The organism is [Bacillus] selenitireducens MLS10 (assembly GCF_000093085.1).
GTDB lineage: Bacteria > Bacillota > Bacilli > Bacillales > Salisediminibacteriaceae > Salisediminibacterium > Salisediminibacterium selenitireducens.
This window is the reverse complement of sequence record NC_014219.1, coordinates 2,157,075-2,178,028: the sequence shown is the minus strand read 5'-3', so window position 1 is coordinate 2,178,028 and position 20,954 is coordinate 2,157,075. Positions and strand designations below refer to the sequence as shown.

Sequence of the window (20,954 nt, the reverse complement as noted above, 5' to 3'; positions counted from 1 at the left end):
ATGGATCATGAAACCTGCCATTATCAAAATCGGAGGCAGCACGATCAGCCAACTGCCTTCAACCTTCTATCGTGATATCGGAGAGCTCTATGAAACGCGACAGGTGGTAGTCGTTCACGGCGGTGGACCTGCGATTAATGAGAGTCTCGCGAAACAGCAAATTAAGCCCGATTTTCATCAGGGACTCCGTGTTACTTCATCCGCCGTTATGAAGGTTGTCGAAGAAGTTCTTGCAGGTTCACTGAACAAAGCACTCGTCAGACATTTCTCAGATCAAAATGTGAAAGCGGCGGGCATATCCGGTCAGGACGGTCAGCTGTTGAAAGCGCGTATTTTGAATGAAAAGCTTGGTCTTGTTGGCGATGTAAAAGAGGTGAATCCAAGTGTAATCCATGCTCTTTTGAATGCGGGATTCATACCGGTCATCGCCCCTGTAGGACTTGGAGAACATGGAGAAGCCTTAAATATCAATGCCGATCACGCAGCTGTCCACATAGCAAAGTCACTTGGCGGAGATTTGATCTTTGCCACAGATGTTCCTGGTGTAATGAAACATAATCATGTCTTAACACATCTCAGTCATGATGAAGCAAAGGACCTGATTAAAGACGGCACCATCTCAGGAGGCATGATCCCAAAAGTGGAAGCCGCTCTCCACGCTGTTCAATCAGGTATTGAACAAACGTTTATTTTGAACGGTTTTGAAACAGGCGTCATCACTGCTTATCAGCATAACCGTTCAACCGGCACAACATTTTCCAAGAAGGTGGTTCAGTCATGAGTACCCAAACCTCTCAAACTACTGCAGTAATGAATACGTATGGCCGCTTTCCAATCACACTTGTCAGCGGGAAAGGCAGTTACGTCTACACGGATGACGGGACGCGATACCTTGATTTCACAGCCGGTATTGCCACGTGTAACCTCGGACACACGCCTGAGGCCGTCAAAGACGCCCTGCATAAACAGATTGATACACTCTGGCATGTCTCAAATCTGTATACCATTCCCGCTCAAAATAAGCTTGCATCGCTGTTAACTGAGAATCTCCCACTTGATCAGGTCTTCTTTTGTAACAGCGGCGCAGAAGCAAATGAAGCTGCGATTAAGCTGGTCAAGAAATACTGGTTCGATCATGGAGAGCATAGCCGGAACACCATCGTGACCTTCACACAGTCTTTCCATGGACGAACGGGCACAACGATGGCTGCAACAGGACAGGAAAAAATCCATCAGGGATTTACCCCGTTAACACCAGGATTCCATTATGCCCCTTTCAATGATGACAAAGGACTGGACGTAATCAATAAGGATACAACAGCCGCTGTCATGCTGGAGCTTATTCAGGGCGAAGGAGGCGTCATCCCTGCTCAAAGAGCGTGGATCGAAAAACTCCAACAAACCTGTAATGCTAATCAAGTTCCAATCCTTATTGATGAAGTGCAGTCAGGAGCCGGCCGAACAGGAACTTTCTTTGCTTTTGAACAATACCCCGTTTCACCGGATATTGTTACTTCGGCCAAAGGCCTTGGTTCCGGATTTCCAATAGGAGCCATGCTTGCCTCAAAGACGTTTGCGGATCACTTTACTCCCGGAAGCCACGGCAGCACCTTTGGCGGCAATCCGCTTGCCGCCACTGCCGCGGCAGAAACCGTATCGATCATCCGGAATCCGGAATTTCTGGAACAGGTGAAACAGAACAGTGAAACTCTTAAAAAAGCTTTACAAAGATTACAGACAAAGACGGATCTGATTAAAGAAGTAAGAGGGAAGGGCTTTCTGATCGGTTTGGAGCTGACGGTTGAAGCAACAGAGTTGATACGGGCTTTGCATACGAGACAGATTCTCACATTACCCGCAGGCCCTAACGTGTTGCGTCTCGTCCCCCCATTGACCGTCACCGAAAAAGAAATTATGACATTCATTACCGGTTTAACGGAAACCATAAACGAAATCGAAAATGGAGGGAATAAATCATGACAAAAGGATACTTGATTCTTAATACAGGCGATGTTCTTGAAGGAACATGGATTGGTTCGGAAACTTATACGGAAGGTGAAGTGGTCTTTAACACAAGTATGACCGGGTATCAGGAAATGATTACAGACCCCTCCTACGCAGGACAAATCGTGACCCTTTGCTATCCGCTGGTCGGTAACTACGGGATGAACAGTTGGGATAACGAAAGCAAACAGCCCGCATGCAAAGGCGTCATCGTCGGTGAAGCTTGCGAAGCCCCAAGTAACGGCAAAATGGAGACCGGTTTTTCGGATCAATTGCTGAAATGGGACATTCCAGGCTTAGCCAATGTAAACACCCGAAAGCTGGTTTCCCTCATACGAAAACATCAGACACTGAAGGGCAAAATCACGACCGATCCTCACGCAACGCCGGAATTCCCAACACCGCTGTATGCACCCGGTCAATTGGTTGAGCAGGTTGCTGTTAAAAAACCCGTTTCTTATTTGGGAAAGGGCAAACATGTCGTTTTGCTTGATTTCGGATATAAAGCATCCATTCTGAAAGATTTACTGAAACAGAACCTTCGCGTGACCGTCGTCCCTTATCACACTTCAACCATGGAGATTGCAGCGATGAAACCTGACGGCATTCTCATCAGCAACGGCCCTGGAGATCCGGAAGATCATGTCATGCATTTTCCAAAGATCAAAGAACTGACCGATCAGTACCCTGTTCTTGGTATCTGCCTCGGCCATCAGCTGATTGCCATGTCCTACGGTGCAGCTTCAAAGAAAATGGCTTACGGGCACAGAGGGGGCAATCATCCAATCCTTGATCATGAAACCGGTAAGGTATGGATCACCTCTCAGAACCACGGTTACGACATTGATCCTTCAAGCTGCAAGGATTCTGAGCTTCACGTCCGTTTCACCAATATCAATGACGGGGGAATCGAAGGATTCTACCATCCGGAAAAACCTGTTCTGTCCGTTCAGTTCCATCCGGAAGCAAGACCAGGTCCAGTTGATACAGCCTATATTTTTGATGAATTTATTGAAGCAATGTTGTGTACAGGAGGGAAAACGTCATGTCAGATGCAGAAAGCATAAAAAAAGTCCTCGTAGTCGGGTCCGGTCCTATTGTGATCGGACAGGCTGCCGAGTTTGATTACGCAGGAACCCAGGCCTGCCTCGCATTAAAGGAGGCAGGCATTGAAGTCCTCTTATTAAATAACAACCCCGCGACGATCATGACGGATTCCACCATTGTGGATCATGTATATTTCGAACCGATGACGATTCAATCCATTGAAAAAATCTTCAAACAGGAGAAGCCCGATGGGATGATCGGTACTCTCGGTGGCCAAACCGGTCTGAATCTGACCATCGCCGCTCACGATGCCGGCCTCTTTGAGACTTACGGAGTGAAGCTTCTCGGTACTTCGGTGGACGCCATTCAAAAAGGGGAAGACCGCGAGAAATTCAGACAGCTGATGATCGATATTGATGAACCGATTGCCGAGTCATCAATCGTCGAGACCGTTGAGGAGGGGTTTGCCTTCGTCGAGGAAATCGGCTATCCGGTCATTTTACGTCCTGCCTATACACTCGGCGGTGCAGGAGGAGGTTTCGCCTATAATGATGAAGAATTTGAAACCATCTTGAAAAACGGTCTGAAACAGAGCCCCATTCATCAGGTTCTCGTTGAGAAAAGCATTAAAGGGTGGAAGGAAGTCGAATATGAGGTCATGCGGGACGCCAATGATACCTGTACGATCGTCTGTAACATGGAGAACATGGACCCTGTCGGTGTTCATACCGGTGACTCCATCGTTGTGGCACCTTCGCAAACCCTGACAGACGTTCAGTTTCAAATGCTTCGTACATCTTCATTGAAAGTCATACGCGCACTCGGGGTCATCGGCGGATGCAATATTCAGTTTGCCCTGCATCCGAAGACCGATGATTATGTCATCATTGAAGTCAATCCGCGAGTGAGCCGTTCTTCTGCGCTTGCATCCAAGGCAACAGGCTATCCAATCGCCCGAATTGCCGCTCAATGCGCACTCGGCATGAATCTTCATGAAATCATCAATCCGATTACAGGGAACACGTTTGCCTCTTTTGAACCTGCACTTGATTATATCGTAGTGAAGCTACCGAGATTTCCATTTGATAAATTCCCCGAAGCGGATCGGACACTCGGCACACAGATGAAAGCGACAGGAGAAGTCATGGCACTCGACCGCACCTTTGAGGGAGCTATGAACAAGGCCATCCGATCCCTTGAAATGAACGTCCGGTCACTGACCCTGCCTCTTATTGAAAAGAAAACAGAGGCGGAACTGACGGATTTACTCCAAAACCCAAATGACCTCAGGCTTTTTGCCCTTGCAGAAGCGATGCGAAGAGGAATGACAAACGAAGAGATTCATCAACTGACGGCCATCGATCACTGGTTTCTATCGAAGGTCAAGAAAATGGTGTCCCTTGAAGAAGAAGCCAAAACGATGCAAGTTACGGAAGTTACCGGTGATTGGCTCAAGCATGCTAAACGCTGCAACATTAGTGACGAGTGGCTTTCAGCACAGCTCGGCATTCCTTTTTTAAAGCTGCGTGAACTCTATGATGATTACGGCATTGCCCCCGGCTATCAGCTTGTAGACACCTGTGCAGGAGAGTTTGATGCCAAGACGCCTTACTATTATTCAACCTGGAGCGGACACGATGAAGTGAATATCCCGTCTGATACGAAAAAAATACTCGTGCTCGGATCCGGTCCAATCCGGATTGGACAAGGCATTGAGTTTGATTATTGCTCTGTGCATGCCGTCCAGGCGGTTCAAAAAGCCGGATATGAGGCTGTAATAATGAACAACAACCCGGAAACCGTCAGCACAGACTACGCGGTTGCGGATCGCCTTTATTTCGAACCGCTTTCCCTTGATGATGTATGGAGTGTCATTGTCAAAGAACAGGTGGAAGGGGTGATCGTTCAGTTTGGCGGTCAGACAGCCATCAATCTCGCCGCAGATCTTGAAGAGCTTGGTGTACATGTCTTTGGCACTTCTTCAAAAGCGATTAATGCCGTAGAGGACAGGGAAGTCTTTTATGAGCTCCTTAATCAGTTTGACATTGATCATATCAGAGGTGAGATGGCCCACGGTCCTTATGAGTTAAAAGGAGCTGCTGACAAGCTAGGATTTCCGGTATTGATCCGCCCTTCATATGTCATTGGCGGGCAATCCATGTTCATCTGTTATGACCACGATGAACTCGAAACCTATGCAGAACGGATCCAGCTTGAAACAAATGATCGCTGCTGGCCGCTTTTGATTGATCAGTATGTGCCAGGTAAAGAGTGCGAAGTCGATGTCATCACAGACGGACAGGATATTCTCATTCCGGGCATTTTTGAACATCTCGAGAAAGCCGGTGTTCATTCCGGAGACAGCGTTACGATCTTCCCATCCATCACCCTGACAGACACCGAGAAACAAATGATCACCGATATCTCAAAGACAATCGCAGTCGAGGGAAAGATAAATGGAATGATGAACATCCAGTTTGTTCTTCATGAGGGGCATGTGTATGTTCTTGAGGTCAATCCGCGCTCATCGAGAACTGTGCCAATCATGAGCAAGGTCACGGGCGTTCCGATGATTGAATATGCTGTCAGAGCCCAACTCGGTGAAGCTCTGTCATCCATTACAAAGGAAACCGGTCTGATGAGTGAAGTTCCATACTACACGGTAAAGGCTCCAGTGTTTTCAGCAACCAAACTTAAGGGCGTTGACCATGTCCTCGGCCCTGAAATGAAATCCACAGGAGAAGTGATCGGGATCGGACAGACCAAAGAAGAAGCCATCCAAAAAGCCACCGTTCATATGACCGGTTCAACAGAGAAACGAAGTGATCAGACGTGGTTTGTCTCTGTCTCGGATCGACTGAAGAGCGATTTTGGCATCCTCCTTGATAACATGGAAGAACACCCCGGTCATTATTTCGCAACACCCGGTACTGCAGCGTTGCTTGAGAAAAAAGGATTGAATGTTTCAGGTATTATGGATTCAAAAGAAGAAATCAATCAGTGGTTTCGAACAGACCCTCCTGCCATTGTATTAAACATTGCCAATCAAGGCCGTCAAAAACAGAAAGTCGGGTTCTTTATCAGGGAAACAGCTACGAAGTTTGACGTGCCATGCTACACAAACCTTGAAACGTTTAAAGAAGTCACCGGTACAGGGCTAAAGAAAGACCTGTCAAAGCAGGATGTATATCCGCTCGACTATTATCTGAATCAAAAAGGAAATGAGGTATCTCTCTGATGTCAAATCCCAACCACTTTCTGACGATGCTCGATTATGACCAGGCTACTGTATATGACCTGCTAAAGGATGCCCAAACGATGAAAAAAGAAGTAAAAGAGGGCATTCCTCATCCACATTTGAAAGGGAAGACGCTTGCGATGATTTTTGAGAAATCATCGACACGAACCCGGGTCTCTTTTGAAGTCGGTATGCTTCAACTTGGCGGTCATGCCCTCTTTCTGAGTTCAGATGATATCCAGCTCGGAAGAGGTGAGCCCGTCTCTGATACAGCAAAAGTGCTGTCCGGCTATGTGGACGGCATCATGATCCGGACATTTGGCCATGATAGAATCGAGGAACTGTCAGCTCACGCAAGCATTCCGGTTATAAATGGGTTGACGAACGAGCATCACCCCTGTCAGGTTCTGGCCGATCTGATGACCATTCAAGAACAGAAGGGGAAACTCGAAGGACTCACCGCTGCATACATCGGTGACGGATTTAACAATATGGCCCATTCACTGATTCAGGGACTCTCACTGATGGGAATGCACGTCCAGGTCGCATCACCTGAAGGTTATGAACCTGATTCTGTCATTATGGAAGAGGCGAAAGACGTCGCTGACAAGCATAATGGATCTCTGTCTTTTTCTTATTCCCCCGAACGGGCCGTCCAACAGGCAGATGTGATTATTACGGATGTCTGGGCCAGTATGGGGAATGAAGCCGAGCAGGAACAACGGCTTTCCGACTTCAAAGATTTCCAGGTCAACGAGGCACTGACGGCTCACGCCAAAGACGATTATATCTTTTTGCATTGTCTGCCTGCTCATCGTGAAGAAGAGGTGACAGCTGCAATTATCGATGGTCCGCATTCAGTTGTATTCGAAGAAGCGGAAAACAGATTGCATGCACAAAAGGCGATTTTAAAAAAACTTTTATAAAAATGGCTTTAACCTGTGGACTTTTGCATAAAGATGCGTTAGTATAGATAAAAATACTTGTTAGGGAGAGATTCACATGAGTAAAGGTAAAGTAGTTCTAGCGTATTCTGGCGGATTGGATACATCCGTATGCATAAAGTATTTACAGGAGGAATATGATTACGAGGTTATTGCCCTCGGCCTCGAGATCGGCGAAGGGAAGGATCTTGAATCACTCAAAGCCAAAGCTCTTGAAGTAGGTGCTGAAAAAGCCGTTATTATCGATGCCAAAGAACTTTTGGCAAAAGAGTATCTGATGCCTGCGTTAAAAGCGAACTGTATGTATGAAGGCAAATACCCACTTTCATCAGCTTTGTCACGACCGCTGATTTCAAAGTTGCTTGTTGAAGTGGCTGAACAGGAAGGTGCAGTAGCCGTTGCGCACGGCTGTACCGGAAAAGGAAATGATCAGGTCCGATTCGAAGTGTCCATCCAGGCCCTGAACCCTGATCTTGAAGTGATTGCACCTGTAAGGGAGTGGGGCATGAACAGAGAAGAAGAAATCGCTTATGCAAAAGAAAAAAACATTCCCATCCAGGTGAATGTGGAAAAACCTTATTCCATTGATGCAAACATCTGGGGACGCGCATGCGAAGCCGGTGTACTTGAAGATACGTGGAAAGAAGCACCGGAAGAAGCATTCGATTGGACTGCATCGATTGCAGATGCCCCTGATGAGCCTGAATACGTTGAAATCGGCTTTGAAAAAGGCGAGCCGAAAACGTTGAACGGCGTTCCGATGCAGCTGTCGGATCTGATTTTGGAACTGAATAAAATCGGCGGTAAGCACGGGTTTGGCCGAATCGATCATATCGAGAACCGTCTTGTCGGTATTAAAGCCAGAGAAGTATACGAGAACCCGGGCGCACTGATTCTCATTAATGCCCATAAAGAACTCGAATTCCTCACGTTGCCAAAAGAAATCACTCAGTTTAAAACAGGTATCGACGAAAAAATGACGCAGCTTGTTTATGATGGTTTATGGTATTCGCCTCTTCGTAATGCACTTGAAGCATTCGTCAATGAAACGCAACAGGTCGTGACCGGAAAAGTCCAGGTGAAGCTGTGGAAAGGTTCGCAGATGGTTGTTGCCAGACATTCTGATCACAGCCTGTATAACGAAGAGCTCGCCACTTATTCAAAAGGTGACGCCTTTGATCACAACGCAGCGCTTGGCTTTATTAAGCTGTGGGGCCTCACAACCAAAACCTATTCTCAGATTCATCAGAAAAATGCTGAAACCACAGTCAAAAAGTAATACAATAAGGATAATCAACACAGTAAACGACGGTGGGAAATGCTCCACCGTCGTTTACGTGTAAGGAGGCGTTTCACTTGTCAAAATTATGGGGTGGCCGATTTACAAAGGCCACAAATGAACTCGTAGAGAAAGAAACCGCATCAATCGGCTTTGATTATAAGCTCGCTGAAGAAGATATTCAGGGGAGTATCGCTCATGTCAGAATGCTGGCCAAGTCCGGCATTATCGATGCCGAAGAGGCAGATACCATCGAGTCGGGGCTGCACAAAGTTTACGACAAATTCATTCAGGGAAAGCTTGCATTTTCCGACGCCAATGAAGATATCCATATGAACATTGAACATGCCCTGATCGAAGAAATCGGACCTGTTGGCGGCAAACTTCATACAGGCAGAAGCCGTAACGATCAGGTGGCAACCGATATGCATCTGTATCTGAAAAAACATACAGAATCGCTCATCGTACTGATGAACGATGTTCAAACAGCGATTTATGAGCTTGCTAAACAGCATACGGATACGATCCTGCCGGGCTACACGCACCTTCAACGGGCACAGCCTGTGTCTTTTGCACATCATATGCTCGCCTATTTCTGGATGTTTCAACGTGACAAAGAGCGCCTGCAGGACAGTTTGAAACGGATCAGCTGGTCACCACTCGGGGCCGGAGCCCTTGCAGGGACAACATTTCCTATCGATAGGGAATTCACCGCCGAAGAGCTTGGCTTTAATTTTGTTTATCCGAACAGCATGGATGCCGTCAGCGACAGAGATTTCATTCTTGAATTTATGTCTGCCGCATCAATATCCATGACGCACATCTCAAGATTGTCCGAGGAAATGGTAATCTGGATGAGTCAGGAATTTCAATTCATCGAGCTTGATGATTCCTTTTGCACCGGATCAAGCATCATGCCCCAAAAGAAAAATCCCGATGTACCGGAGTTATTGCGGGCACGAACCGGGAGAGTGAACGGCAATCTCGTCGGTCTTCTGACGGTACTCAAAGGCCTTCCCCTTGCATATAATAAAGATATGCAGGAAGATAAAGAGGGAATGTTCGATACCGTCCACACACTGACGACATCTTTACAGTTCCTTGCACCTATGATTGCCAGTATGAAAGTGAACACAGCGCGCATGAAGGAAGCCGTGGATACGGATTTTTCAAATGCCACGGATATTGCAGACTATTTGGTGGAAAAAGACATTCCGTTCAGGGACGCTCACGAAGTGATCGGGAAAATTGTGCTGCACTGTATTCAGCATGATCAGTTTCTTCTTGATCTGACTCTTGCTGATTACCAGGACTTCCACCCTGCATTCGAAGCAGACATCTTTGAAAAACTCAAACCTGCATCCGTTCTTGCAGCAAGAAAAAGTACTGGCGGCACAGCACCCGATGCTGTCATCAGACAGCTGAATCAGGCAAAAACGTTCATCGATTGAAGGAACACGCTGAAACAGGAGGAACCGGAATGGATGATACAATGCTCGAGATGATGCAACTTCAGATGAAGATCCGGCATAATTCTTCTGAGGAATTAAGGGAACTGGAAAACCTGATCCATAAAAACCCCTGCAGATGTGAAGTTTCTTCAGAATGCAGAGGTGTATGCAGTGTCGAAAGACGGTTGAACGAAGAATTAAAACGCAGAGAGATGCAAAGGGAGAGATGATGTATGTCAACAGAACTGAAATGGACAAAAACCGACCAGCTGAAGCCAAAACCGGATGAAACAAGTTTACCTTTCGGCAGGATCTTTACGGATTATATGCTGAAGGTTACATATGATGAAGGACAGGGCTGGTCAGAGCCGCACATCCTGCCCTATGGCCCTATCGAGCTCGATCCTGCAGCGATGGTGCTCCATTATGGACAGACGGTCTTTGAAGGATTGAAAGCTTACCGGACAACCGATGGACATGTGCAGTTATTCCGACCCGATGAGAACATGAAGCGGATGAACCGTTCTCACCGCCGCATGAGTATCCCGGAATTTGATGAAGATCGGATGCTGAAAGCACTGATTGAACTGGTCAACATTGAAAAAGACTGGGTCCCCTCCCACGAAGGAACCTCTCTTTATATTCGTCCATTTGTAATCAGTACGGAAGCAAATCTTGCGGTTCATCCATCCAAATCCTATGAATATTATATTATCCTTTCGCCAGTGGGATCTTACTATCCGGAAGGGATCAACCCGGTGAAAATCCAGGTCGAAGATGAATTCACAAGAGCGGTTAAAGGCGGGACCGGAACAGCCAAAACCGGAGGCAACTATTCCGCCGGGTATAATGCGCAGGAGAAAGCGTCCAAATCCGGTCATGCCCAGGTACTCTGGCTCGACGCCATAGAAAAGCAATATATTGAAGAAGTCGGCAGTATGAACGTCCTGTTCAAGATTGATGGAGAGATTGTCACGCCTGCACTATCAGGAAGTATCCTTGAGGGTGTGACAAGAAAATCGATTCTCGAGCTGCTTCATTCCTGGGATATTCCTGTTTTGGAGCGTAAAATATCCATTCGCGAATTAATCCAGGCCCAAAAAGACGGAACTCTCGAAGAAGCTTTTGGTGCAGGAACAGCTGCTGTTGTCTCACCAATCGGGTCATTCACTTATAAAGGAGAAAGCTATCAGGTGCAGTCCGGTGAAACAGGAGAGTTGACAAAAAAACTTTACGAAACGATAACCGGGATTCAGACCGGCAAGATCGAGGATCCGTTCGACTGGACAATTAAGCTCTGACACTTCCAGTATTCAAGCACCAAACCCAAATACGGCCCCTTGCATCTGAACGATGCCGGGGGCCAATATGCTTTATGACAAGAGACAGTCACCACTCAAAGAAAAACTTCAAGGACATTGTGATCAACGTATAAAGAACGACCCCGGATGCAAACGTGGGAAAATGGGCGTTTGTATCTTCAGGCAATTCATACTTAAACACGTTAAGAATCATTGCACCGCTGATAAAAGCAAAAATAAGTGATTGAATCAATGCCGTGAACTCTGCCGTTATACCAATAAACCAGCCGATAAGAATGCCCACAGCCAGCATATATCGGCCGATGCGATTGTATTTATCCGAGAACTCACGCCACATATCATGGGCAACAGCAATAAAGTGCATGCCGATTGCGAGACTGTAAAAGACAGCCTGTACTCCGGATACCTGCGCAGAAGTAACCACATAAGCCACGAGCATATTATAGATCATGTAAAAAAAGATCTGTGTCCAAAAGGTGATCTCACTGTCTTTAGCATGCTGCCTGACATAAAGCTGACTGCCATAAAACATAATCACGCCAACCAGGCCGATAAAATAGATCTCCGACTGCATGGTGAAAAGTGTCAGGTCGAGATTGATATTTTGTTGTTCATTGTGAAGAGCAGGCAGAACATAAACAAATACATAGGAAACGGCAAGTCCTCCGGAAAAAGAAAACCATCGTTCCTGCTTGATTTTTTCTGCCGGGAGAATACGGTTTGCAAGCATATGAATAAAAATAAAAAAGATACCTGTCAATAAAGCACCAAACGTCATGGTATACACCTCAATTTCACTAACCTACATGATAACGGTCTGTCTGTTGGAAGACAAGTCATTTTGTTTGTTATAATGATCATTGTATATGAAACAGGAGGATTTTAACCATGAAACTGTATTCCATGAATCCCGTTGTTGACCGTGAACCGCGCGTACTGATTCTCGGGAGTATGCCCGGAGCAAAATCCCTTGATGCGCAGATGTATTATGCGAATCCGCGTAATCATTTTTGGCCAATACTCGGGAGTTACTTTGATCAGGAGATCAGGAACTTCACGGACAGTGAAAAATTACATTTTGCCAAAGCGCATCATCTTGCACTATGGGATGTATTGGCAGAATGCGAACGTGAGGGCAGTCTCGATTCAGCGATCCGTCACGAGACTTATAATCCGATTCATCGGCTGATTAATGATTATCCATCCATTATCAAAATTGGATGTAACGGAACCAAAGCCTATAACAGCCTGATCAACTATCAAAAAACAAACGGTGCATTATCTGTAGCGATTGAGAAGTTGCCTTCCACCAGCCCGGTACCCGGGAAAAATGTGCTGTCTTACAAGGAAAAAGAAAACGTATGGCATGCTTTTTTACAAGAAGCATTCTCTGCGAAATAAACCAGGAGTGATAGGATATGACTACTCAGCGACTATTGTTAATCGACGGCTTCAATTTATTGAGCAGAGGCTACTTTGCGACTTCATTTAATAAAGAACCTGAAGAACTGCCGAGAAACGGTGAAGGACGATTTACAAATGCCGTCAATGTCTTTATGACCAAACTGTTCCAACTGATAAGAGAACAAAACATCGACAGCGTCCACGTCAGCTGGGATGGAAAACGAAATGAAGGATTTCGTAATCAGGAGTATGACTTTTACAAAGCTCAGCGAACCGATTTACCAGAGCCCCTGATCGATCAGTATCATTTCCTGACAGAAATTTTGGCTGATTTGCAAGTGCCTCAGTCATCAGCACCAGGCTATGAGGCCGATGATATTATGGGGACACTGGCAAAGCGCTGGGGGAATGAGCGCCATGGCGACGTGATTCTTTACAGCAATGACCGCGATTTGTTTCAACTGATTGATGAACACATCTCTCAAAGGGTAGCGAAAAAGAAACAGGAAGTGGTCTATGATTTAAACCTCTTCCGCGAAGAGTTTGATCTTCTTCCGTCTCAATGGGTCGACGTCAAAGCGCTTTTGGGTGATTCATCGGACAACATTCCCGGTTGCCCAGGGGTAGGGGAGAAATCAGCCTATCCGTTAATCCGTCACTACGAGTCGCTTACCGGCGTATATAAAGCCCTCGAAGCAGATGAGCTGGATCCTGTATTCAAACGATACCGAAAAAACCTCATCGAGGGGGAAGAGCTTGCTCGGATCAGCTATAAATTGGCCACGATCGAAACCCAGGTCCCGGATATCAATCAAATGGATTTAGACGCTCTCAACATCGGCTTCTCTCACAGTCAGGCTTTGGATCTGATGAAACGTAATGAACTCAGAAAGCCCGCAGCATTTTAATCGTGGAATCCAGAGAGGAGGATTGGAACAATGTTTAAGAAATTCTTTTCGAAAACATGTTTTTTCTGTGGTAAAAAATCAAAAGACACCACTCCCTATCTGAATGATGGGGGAGAGACGGTACACGTCTGTTTTCAATGTGTACCTGTGGCCGAGCGCAGAGCTCTTCGAAAAAAATAGACATTATTGAGCGGTATCGAGAAATCGATGCCGCATTTGTTTGTTCGGAAGTCTGCATGCCTCTTTCTGTCCGAATACGCGATACCGATTCTTTGCGACAAATCGGTAAAGTGTTTCTCTTAAAGAGAAGGGTGCGATTCCTCCTAGTGATACGAGGGACCACGGCAAACGCAAATGTTTGGAAATTTCAATCACAGCATTCGAGGCAGTGTGAATGGTTTCTGCCTCTGTGTCAACGAGAATAATGGCATCAATTTCCTTCAACTCGGGGTGATGGGCCATCAATGTCAGACCAAGGTGACTTTCAAGAGAACAGAACGATAACTGTTCATCCCGTTCGTGTTTCAATATAAACTGGACACTTGCATCACAGAGATTGCAGAAACCATCATAAAATAAGACTCGCATACAGACACCTCTTTTTACTTTTAATGGAATTATCGCTGTTTCCCAACGCCTCAGAATCACTTTTGAGGCGTTTTTTATTTTTGGTCAAGCCATAGGTCAACTATAACACATCAGCGATTCAGAAACCTCTCAGGGGCAAATGGATACCTGTTAACAGACCCTTAGCTGGTTATCATCAGAAAACGAATGAGGATACAAAATACTCAATTTGTATCCTCAGCTTTGCTGTTACATTGGCATAGAGTAAGAAAAACACTGATAAATCAACCTTTATCTGTTCATCTTCGGTCAAAACCGTCTACATATCAAAGGACTTTTAAGAATACAAAATGAGCTCTTTTGTATGCTATAATAGAAAATCGGAGGGGATGACGATGAATCGAAAAAAACAGTTTGCAGATTACGTTCGCCTGACTGATCAGGAATATGATTCACTGGAAAACAGGCTCGGGCGTCACCAGACGAGACTCCGAATCAAACGCTTGAATGAACTGAAAATAAATGGCAAGCGGCCGCTCAAATTCAAATCTGATTTTCAGGCTTTATCTGCCATGACACCGAGAACCGTTGAACCGATTCGTGATAAAACTCAAATTGAAGCAATGAAGTCGAGCCTGAAGCAACGTTCATACCGGGACTATTTTTTATTTGTACTTGGGCTGAATACGGGTCTTAGAGTCGGAGACTTACTCCCTTTAAAAGTGGGCGATGTAAGAGGGAAGAAGTACATCGTTTTAATTGAGGAAAAAACCACCAAAGCAAAAAGATTTCCCTTGAACAGGGAAATCCGCAGTTTTCTTTCCGACTATACCATCGGTATGAGTGATGATGATTATCTGTTTGCTTCATCAATGACCGGTGAACCGATCAAGCGGGACCGCGCATATAAAATCCTGAGACGTGCCGCAGAAGAGGCCGGAGTTGAGTTTGTCGGGACACATACGATGCGAAAAACATTCGGCTACCACTTCTATAAGCAGTACAAGGATGCCTCCATGCTGCAAAAGATCTTTAACCACTCCTCACAGAGCATTACACTCCGGTATATCGGGATTTCTCAAGAAGAGATTGATGATGCCATTGATGATTTCAGTCTTTGACATCTCTTTGTTCCGGATAACGAAGAACACGGACAAACAGCCATTTTAATCCCATCGGCACAAAGAGGAGGATAAGAAGGATCCTCGTCAGCTGAAGGGCCGTAACCACCGCCGGATCAGCGTCCACCATATCTGCCGTAAGCACCATTTCAATGACGCCTCCCGGGGCTGCACTGAGCATCGCTGTCGCCAAATCAAGATTCGTTACAACGGAGAGCAGATAGCCGCTTGCAAATGAAAAGAGGATCAGAATCACTGTGATCCCCGCATAGTAAAGACTGTAGCGTCCGGCCTGAAAGACGTCCTGAATCGCGATGCTTCGACCAAGCGACGTGCCTACCGCCAGCTGAGCCAAGAGAAACAGCGGATCCGGAACATCAAGAATCGATGCAGGGCTGACGGTGAGGACAATGGTAATGAGAAGCGGAATTATCATGATCCCGGCAGGAAGCAGCGATGCATACCTGAATGCAAGAATAACCGGAATGATGTACCACAGACCGTGAATCAGTGTTGAATCATCACTTCCTGATGGTCTCTCCATGGCAATCGCAGGATCCCCGCTAAACAGGTATAAAAATAAAAAAGGGGACAAAAAACAGAACAATAACAAGACGAATCGTTTGAAACACAGTAACGAAAGCCTGATTGGCATGAAAAGACTGACTGGTGATCACCATTTCAGTCAACCCTCCCGGAATCGACCCGAAAATACTCGAAGCAGGATCGATCGGAATGAGTTTGGTTAAAGCGTAGCTGAGACTGACCGATATGGCAATCAGAACAAACGTCATCGCAATATAAATCGGGAAGTAGGGAAGTGTCATCACGATCGTGTCAATCGTAAAATACAAACCGAAGCTGATGCCAAGTATAATAAGTCCTGCATTTTTGATCATCGGATGCCAGTATAACGTTTGTCCTATTACTGCCTGAAGCGTCATAACAGCTGTAAGTGGACCCAGCATCCAAGGCAGCGGTAATGACAGCAGAGAAAATAAAGCCGCTCCTGTCAGTGCCGTAGCCAGTGTCATAAGCAATGATCTGACTAGGGAAACGGACATACAGTTTCACAACCTCTCTAAACGGACAATCTGTTCTAAGTATAACAAAAGCCAGCTGCATCGATGCAGCTGGCTGAATTGTTTTTATTCGTCATCCACAATGATATATGAACCGTCTTCATCGTGTATTTCCGTTCCTGTTACAGGTGGGTTAAACACACAGACCATTCTCATATCCGTATTGGCACGGAGCAGATGCTCGTCATTTTGATCAAGCGCATATACCGTTCCCGCTTCGATCTTGTGAATTTTGTTGTCGGCGAGTGTTTCAACTTCACCGTCACCTTCGATGCAGTATACGGTCTCGAGGTGATTTTTATACCAGAGATGCGTTTCAGTCCCTGCTTTAATGATTGTGTCGTGAACGGAGTAGCCCATACCGTCCTTTTTCAAGATAAGGCGTCGGCTTGTCCAATTTTCACCTTTCACTTCATGTTCCGTTCCAATGACATCACTCAGCTTTACAGTTTTCATGATTCAGTTTCCTCCCAGGATTGTCGATAATTATTTATTGTGTGACTGTATCAGATTCAAGGTTCATTGCTTTGATGGCAGACTGAATGCTTTTCTCAATCAGTTCAAGTCCCTGTTCAAGGCCGTCTTCATCAATATTGATCGGCGGGAACAATTTAAAGACTTGGTCATGACCACCGGCGGTTTCCATAATGAGTCCGTGATTAAAGGCTTCTGCAGCCACCTTTTCGCTCAATCCCTCTACATCGGAAGAGATCCCCTGCATAAAGGCACGACCTTTGCGATGCCCTTTTATCTGCGGATATTTTTCAATCATTTCATCGAGAAATGCGGTAATTCGATCACTTTTCTTTTGGATGCTCTGTTCAAATTTTGGATCCTCCCAATAAGAAAGCGCTTCGGTGGCGGTCACGAATGCATGATTGTTACCTCGGAACGTACCGTTGTGCTCACCAGGGATCCATTTATCGTGCTCCGGCTTGATCAGTGTCAGCGCAAGGGGAAGTCCATAGCCGCCAATTGATTTTGACAGACATACGACATCCGGTTCAATTCCGGCTTTCTCGAATGAGAAGAATGTGCCTGCACGGCCAACACCTGCCTGAACATCATCAATGATAAGCATGATGCCCCATTCTTTACAAATGTCAGAGAGCTTCTTGATCCACTCAAAGCGGGCTGCGTTCAAACCGCCTTCACCCTGAACCGTTTCAATAATCATCGCTGCAGGAATTGATACACCACTTCCGTTATCCTCAAGGAAGCGTCTTAAATAATCGAGGGTATCATCTTCACTGCCGACAAAATCGTCATACGGCATCGTCGGGCTGTACTGAAGGGGAACACCGGCTCCTTGACGCTTCATGGAATTCCCTGTTACGGAAAGGGAACCGATCGTCATGCCGTGGAAGCCGTTCGTAAAACTGATGACATCCGTTCTGCCTGTTACTTTACGGGCAATCTTGAGAGCTGCCTCTACGGTGTTTGTGCCTGTCGGTCCAGGGAACATTATTTTATAATCAAGGTTTCTCGGCTCGAGAATCACTTCTTTAAATCTTCTTAAAAATTCCGCTTTTGCCGTGCTCGCCATATCCAGTGAATGGGTAATGCCATCGTCAAGGATATACTCGACCAGCTTCTTTTTCATATTCGGTTCATTGTGACCGTAATTAAGAGCACCTGCGCCGGAGAAGAAATCGATATACTCTTTTCCGTTCTCGTCCCACATGCGATACCCGCGTGCTTTTGTGAAGACTGTCGGAAAACTTCTCACATAACTTCTTACTGACGATTCAAGCGACTCAATGGTTTTCAAATCATGACTATTCATTGGTTAAAAATCCCTCCGTCGTTTTAATAAAAATCCAGTTCTTAATAAACTTTTACGATCTGTTTACTCGGGAAATGGCCCGATGCGATACGTGTACTCAGCATCATGCCCATCAGGAAATGCTTCTTCAGGAAACGTTTCAAACACGTCGCATGAAGTATTCCGTTTGCGGGCAAGACCCTTGAACAGCTTTTGGGATGCCTGGTTGTCGTCTGTGATCGTGGCTTCCAGATACTTGACCTGCTCACATCCGCTGCTTGCAAGGAGTGCATCCAGCATTCTGGAGGCAACGCCTTTACCGCGCTGTGATGAATCAACACCAACTTGCCAGACAAAGACCGTGTCAGGCTTATCGGGTTCGATAAAGCCTGTAATGAATCCCACCAGTTCGCCATTTTCCTTAGCGACGACGCAGGTTTTGGAAAAGTATTCTGCCATCATTAAATACTTGTAAGCAGAATTTAAATCCAAAGAAGTGCGTTTGGCCAACGCCCACATTTCTTTTCCATCGTACTTCGTCGGTTGCTGAAAAATGAGTTCATCCTGATTGGACGTTGTGCGGTTATTCATTCTTTTACCCACCTTATTTAGTTTTTAACCCAACATCTTGTATCACGCCCAAAGAGAGATACAATTTGCTGTGAGAAAACATAACATAACTCAATGATAGTGACATTTCCGTGAATGTTCAAACGGCATCAGTACGCATTAACGATGATTTATCACGTTCACTTATACTGAAAGGAGGTGAGTAGTGGGATGCTTTTAATTTCCTCCGGTATTATTGGAAATGCATCGTTTTTGAAAGATGTCTATACAAATAAAGGAATCCACATGTTAAAATGTGGATTCCTGAACCATTATTTAGCTTGCTCGGTTTGTTTCAAAGCAAGTTTTTTTCTTTTTTCTTCTCGTTCACGCATCGCTTTATTAAGAACTTTTTTCCGAAGACGGATTGATTGCGGAGTCACTTCACAATATTCATCGTCATTCAAAAACTCGAGTGCTTCCTCAAGGGATAGAATTCTCGGTCTCTTCATCGTCACGGTGTGTTCTTTCGTGGCAGAACGGATATTGGTCTGCTGCTTTGCTTTTGTCAGATTGATCGTCAGGTCATTATCACGGTTATGTTCCCCGACAATCATTCCTTCATAGATTTCCGTAGTCGGTTCGACAAACAACACACCCCGGTCCTCAACCTGAATCATCGCATACTGCGTGACTTTACCGGTTTCCATGGATACAAGGGCACCCTGACGGCGTCCACCTGTGTAACCCTCAGCTACAGGGGCATACTTTTCAAAGCTGTGATTCAAAATACCGTATCCTTTTGTCTGAGCCATAAACTCCGTCGTATATCCAATCAGTCCGCGGGACGGGATCAGAAAATCCATTCTGACCTGACCGTCGCCTTTGTTGACCATGTTTAACAGTTCCCCTTTTCGTTCACCAAGGGACTCCATGACTGAACCGGTATAATCTTCCGGGACATCGACCTGCGCCGACTCGTATGGTTCGCATGATTTTCCGTCAATCTCACGGATGATGACCTCAGGTTTGGATACAGCGAGCTCGAAACCTTCACGTCTGAGATTTTCGATCAGAATTGAAAGATGCAATTCACCACGGCCTGACACTTTCCACACATCCGGTGATTCCGTGTTTTCCACAAGGAGACTGACATCCGTCTCAACCTGCTGAAGCAATCGTGCTTCAATCTTACGGCTCGTCACATGATCCCCTTCACGGCCTGCAAACGGGCTGTTATTCACGAGGAAGGTCATCTGGAGCGTCGGCTCATCTATTCGGACGAGAGGGAGGGGGTCGTGTTCATCCTGTGGACAAACGGTCTCTCCAACCATGATATCTTCGACCCCGGCAATCGCAATCAGTTCACCTGCAGAAGCTTCTTCAATTTCATGTCGCTTAAGTCCGATAAAACCGAACATTTTGGAGATGCGGAAATTCTTATGGCTGCCGTCCCGTTTAATAATCGAAACAGAGTCACCTTTTTTCACGCGGCCCCTGAAAACACGCCCGATTCCCATTCGACCGAGATAGTCGTTATAATCGAGCATCGTCACCTGGAACTGCAGCGGTTCATCGTCATTTGCAATTGGTGCCGGTACATGCTCAATAATCGAATGAAAAACCGGATTCATTGTCGATTCCTGGTCTTCAATAGAAGCCGAGGCACTGGACGTACCGTTTAAAGCCGAAGCGTAGACGACAGGGAAGTCCAACTGCTCTTCATCTGCACCCAGATCAATCAACAGATCCACCACTTCATCGACCACTTCTTCAGGTCTTGCCGCAGGACGGTCAATTTTATTGACCACGACGACTGGGCGAAGCTTCTGTTCCATTGCTTTTTTCAATACAAACCGGGTCTGTGGCATACAGCCTTCAAACGCGTCGACAACAAGCAACACGCCATCGACCATTTTCAGAATCCGTTCAACTTCACCGCCGAAGTCTGCGTGTCCCGGGGTATCCAGGATATTGATACGCGTACCTTCATAGTCAACGGCCGTATTTTTAGCCAAAATAGTGATACCGCGTTCCTTTTCAATATCATTGGAGTCCATTGCGCGCTCCTGGACATGTTCGTGGGCTCGAAAGGTTCCGGATTGTTTCAGTAATTCGTCCACCAGTGTGGTTTTCCCGTGGTCGACGTGTGCAATAATCGCAATATTGCGGATGTTGTTTTTTACACTCATTAAAAATAGCTCCTCTGTTTCAGAATTGTTCAACCAGACTAGTATAGCATAATTAATGAGGAAGGTGAGATATTTCTTACT

20 protein-coding genes are annotated in these 20,954 nt (G+C 45.9%); 12 read left to right on the top strand and 8 right to left on the bottom strand.

Features of this window, described 5'->3' with window-relative positions:
- The first annotated feature begins 7 nt into the window (after positions 1 to 7).
- The 9 genes from argB to BSEL_RS10015 all read left to right on the top strand — a co-directional run bounded on the left by argB (position 8) and on the right by BSEL_RS10015 (position 11,264).
- Positions 8 to 781 carry an acetylglutamate kinase gene (argB, locus tag BSEL_RS10055; protein WP_013172894.1) on the top strand — a complete coding sequence of 258 codons (774 nt, stop codon included), beginning with the start codon at positions 8 to 10 and terminating at the stop codon, positions 779 to 781.
- The gene (locus tag BSEL_RS10050) at positions 778 to 1,980 is read left to right on the top strand and encodes an acetylornithine transaminase (protein WP_013172893.1); all 1,203 of its coding nucleotides are present in this window, start codon (positions 778 to 780) and stop codon (positions 1,978 to 1,980) included. Before argB ends, BSEL_RS10050 begins: the two co-directional genes overlap by 4 nt.
- Complete coding sequence (locus BSEL_RS10045) at positions 1,977 to 3,071, top strand: carbamoyl phosphate synthase small subunit (protein ID WP_013172892.1); 1,095 nt, start codon at positions 1,977 to 1,979, stop codon at positions 3,069 to 3,071. Before BSEL_RS10050 ends, BSEL_RS10045 begins: the two co-directional genes overlap by 4 nt.
- The gene (gene carB / locus BSEL_RS10040; RefSeq protein ID WP_013172891.1) at positions 3,050 to 6,289 is read left to right on the top strand and encodes a carbamoyl-phosphate synthase (glutamine-hydrolyzing) large subunit; all 3,240 of its coding nucleotides are present in this window, start codon (positions 3,050 to 3,052) and stop codon (positions 6,287 to 6,289) included. Before BSEL_RS10045 ends, carB begins: the two co-directional genes overlap by 22 nt.
- Positions 6,289 to 7,215 carry an ornithine carbamoyltransferase gene (gene argF, locus BSEL_RS10035; protein ID WP_013172890.1) on the top strand — a complete coding sequence of 309 codons (927 nt, stop codon included), beginning with the start codon at positions 6,289 to 6,291 and terminating at the stop codon, positions 7,213 to 7,215. The genes carB and argF overlap by 1 nt, the downstream gene beginning before the upstream one ends.
- A gap of 76 nt (positions 7,216 to 7,291) precedes the next feature.
- On the top strand, positions 7,292 to 8,512 hold the full coding sequence (locus BSEL_RS10030) for an argininosuccinate synthase (protein ID WP_013172889.1): 1,221 nt from the start codon (positions 7,292 to 7,294) through the stop codon (positions 8,510 to 8,512).
- A 77-nt stretch (positions 8,513 to 8,589) separates the two neighbouring features.
- The gene (argH, locus tag BSEL_RS10025) at positions 8,590 to 9,963 is read left to right on the top strand and encodes an argininosuccinate lyase (RefSeq protein WP_013172888.1); all 1,374 of its coding nucleotides are present in this window, start codon (positions 8,590 to 8,592) and stop codon (positions 9,961 to 9,963) included.
- A gap of 29 nt (positions 9,964 to 9,992) precedes the next feature.
- A complete protein-coding gene (locus BSEL_RS10020) occupies positions 9,993 to 10,193 on the top strand; it encodes a hypothetical protein (protein ID WP_013172887.1) in 201 nt (66 codons plus the stop codon).
- Positions 10,194 to 10,196: 3 nt separating this feature from the next.
- Entirely contained in the window at positions 10,197 to 11,264 is a 1,068-nt protein-coding gene (locus tag BSEL_RS10015; RefSeq protein ID WP_013172886.1) for a branched-chain amino acid aminotransferase, read from the top strand.
- An 88-nt stretch (positions 11,265 to 11,352) separates the two neighbouring features.
- Here the strand turns inward: BSEL_RS10015 and BSEL_RS10010 are convergent, their stop codons facing one another.
- Entirely contained in the window at positions 11,353 to 12,063 is a 711-nt protein-coding gene (locus BSEL_RS10010) for a hypothetical protein (RefSeq protein WP_013172885.1), read from the bottom strand.
- Between the two features lie 110 nt (positions 12,064 to 12,173).
- Between BSEL_RS10010 and BSEL_RS10005 the strand changes: the two genes are divergently transcribed.
- Positions 12,174 to 12,686 carry a DNA-deoxyinosine glycosylase gene (locus BSEL_RS10005; protein ID WP_013172884.1) on the top strand — a complete coding sequence of 171 codons (513 nt, stop codon included), beginning with the start codon at positions 12,174 to 12,176 and terminating at the stop codon, positions 12,684 to 12,686.
- 17 nt (positions 12,687 to 12,703) lie between these two features.
- Complete coding sequence (locus BSEL_RS10000; RefSeq protein WP_013172883.1) at positions 12,704 to 13,597, top strand: 5'-3' exonuclease; 894 nt, start codon at positions 12,704 to 12,706, stop codon at positions 13,595 to 13,597.
- Positions 13,598 to 13,780: 183 nt separating this feature from the next.
- Here the strand turns inward: BSEL_RS10000 and BSEL_RS09995 are convergent, their stop codons facing one another.
- Positions 13,781 to 14,185, bottom strand: coding sequence for a thiol-disulfide oxidoreductase DCC family protein (locus BSEL_RS09995; RefSeq protein ID WP_013172881.1), 405 nt, complete (start codon positions 14,183 to 14,185; stop codon positions 13,781 to 13,783).
- Positions 14,186 to 14,559: 374 nt separating this feature from the next.
- Here BSEL_RS09995 and BSEL_RS09990 point away from each other — a divergent pair, with 374 nt between their 5' ends.
- A complete protein-coding gene (locus BSEL_RS09990) occupies positions 14,560 to 15,285 on the top strand; it encodes a site-specific integrase (RefSeq protein ID WP_013172880.1) in 726 nt (241 codons plus the stop codon).
- On the opposite strand, the gene BSEL_RS17105 is transcribed toward BSEL_RS09990, so the two are convergent.
- The 6 genes from BSEL_RS17105 to typA all read right to left on the bottom strand — a co-directional run bounded on the left by BSEL_RS17105 (position 15,275) and on the right by typA (position 20,873).
- Positions 15,275 to 15,940, bottom strand: a complete 666-nt coding sequence (locus BSEL_RS17105; RefSeq protein WP_083769557.1) for an AbrB family transcriptional regulator — start codon at positions 15,938 to 15,940, stop codon at positions 15,275 to 15,277. The two genes, BSEL_RS09990 and BSEL_RS17105, sit on opposite strands and share 11 nt — an antisense overlap.
- Positions 15,849 to 16,349: an AbrB family transcriptional regulator gene (locus tag BSEL_RS17100; protein WP_013172878.1), complete on the bottom strand. Its 501-nt coding sequence runs from the start codon at positions 16,347 to 16,349 to the stop codon at positions 15,849 to 15,851. The genes BSEL_RS17105 and BSEL_RS17100 overlap by 92 nt, the downstream gene beginning before the upstream one ends.
- Before the next feature lie 84 nt (positions 16,350 to 16,433).
- The gene (locus BSEL_RS09980; protein ID WP_013172877.1) at positions 16,434 to 16,823 is read right to left on the bottom strand and encodes an ectoine synthase; all 390 of its coding nucleotides are present in this window, start codon (positions 16,821 to 16,823) and stop codon (positions 16,434 to 16,436) included.
- Between the two features lie 34 nt (positions 16,824 to 16,857).
- Positions 16,858 to 18,153: a diaminobutyrate--2-oxoglutarate transaminase gene (gene ectB, locus BSEL_RS09975; protein WP_013172876.1), complete on the bottom strand. Its 1,296-nt coding sequence runs from the start codon at positions 18,151 to 18,153 to the stop codon at positions 16,858 to 16,860.
- Between the two features lie 63 nt (positions 18,154 to 18,216).
- The gene (ectA, locus tag BSEL_RS09970) at positions 18,217 to 18,723 is read right to left on the bottom strand and encodes a diaminobutyrate acetyltransferase (protein ID WP_013172875.1); all 507 of its coding nucleotides are present in this window, start codon (positions 18,721 to 18,723) and stop codon (positions 18,217 to 18,219) included.
- Positions 18,724 to 19,013: 290 nt separating this feature from the next.
- Entirely contained in the window at positions 19,014 to 20,873 is a 1,860-nt protein-coding gene (typA, locus tag BSEL_RS09965) for a translational GTPase TypA (protein ID WP_013172874.1), read from the bottom strand.
- Positions 20,874 to 20,954: the final 81 nt, after the last annotated feature.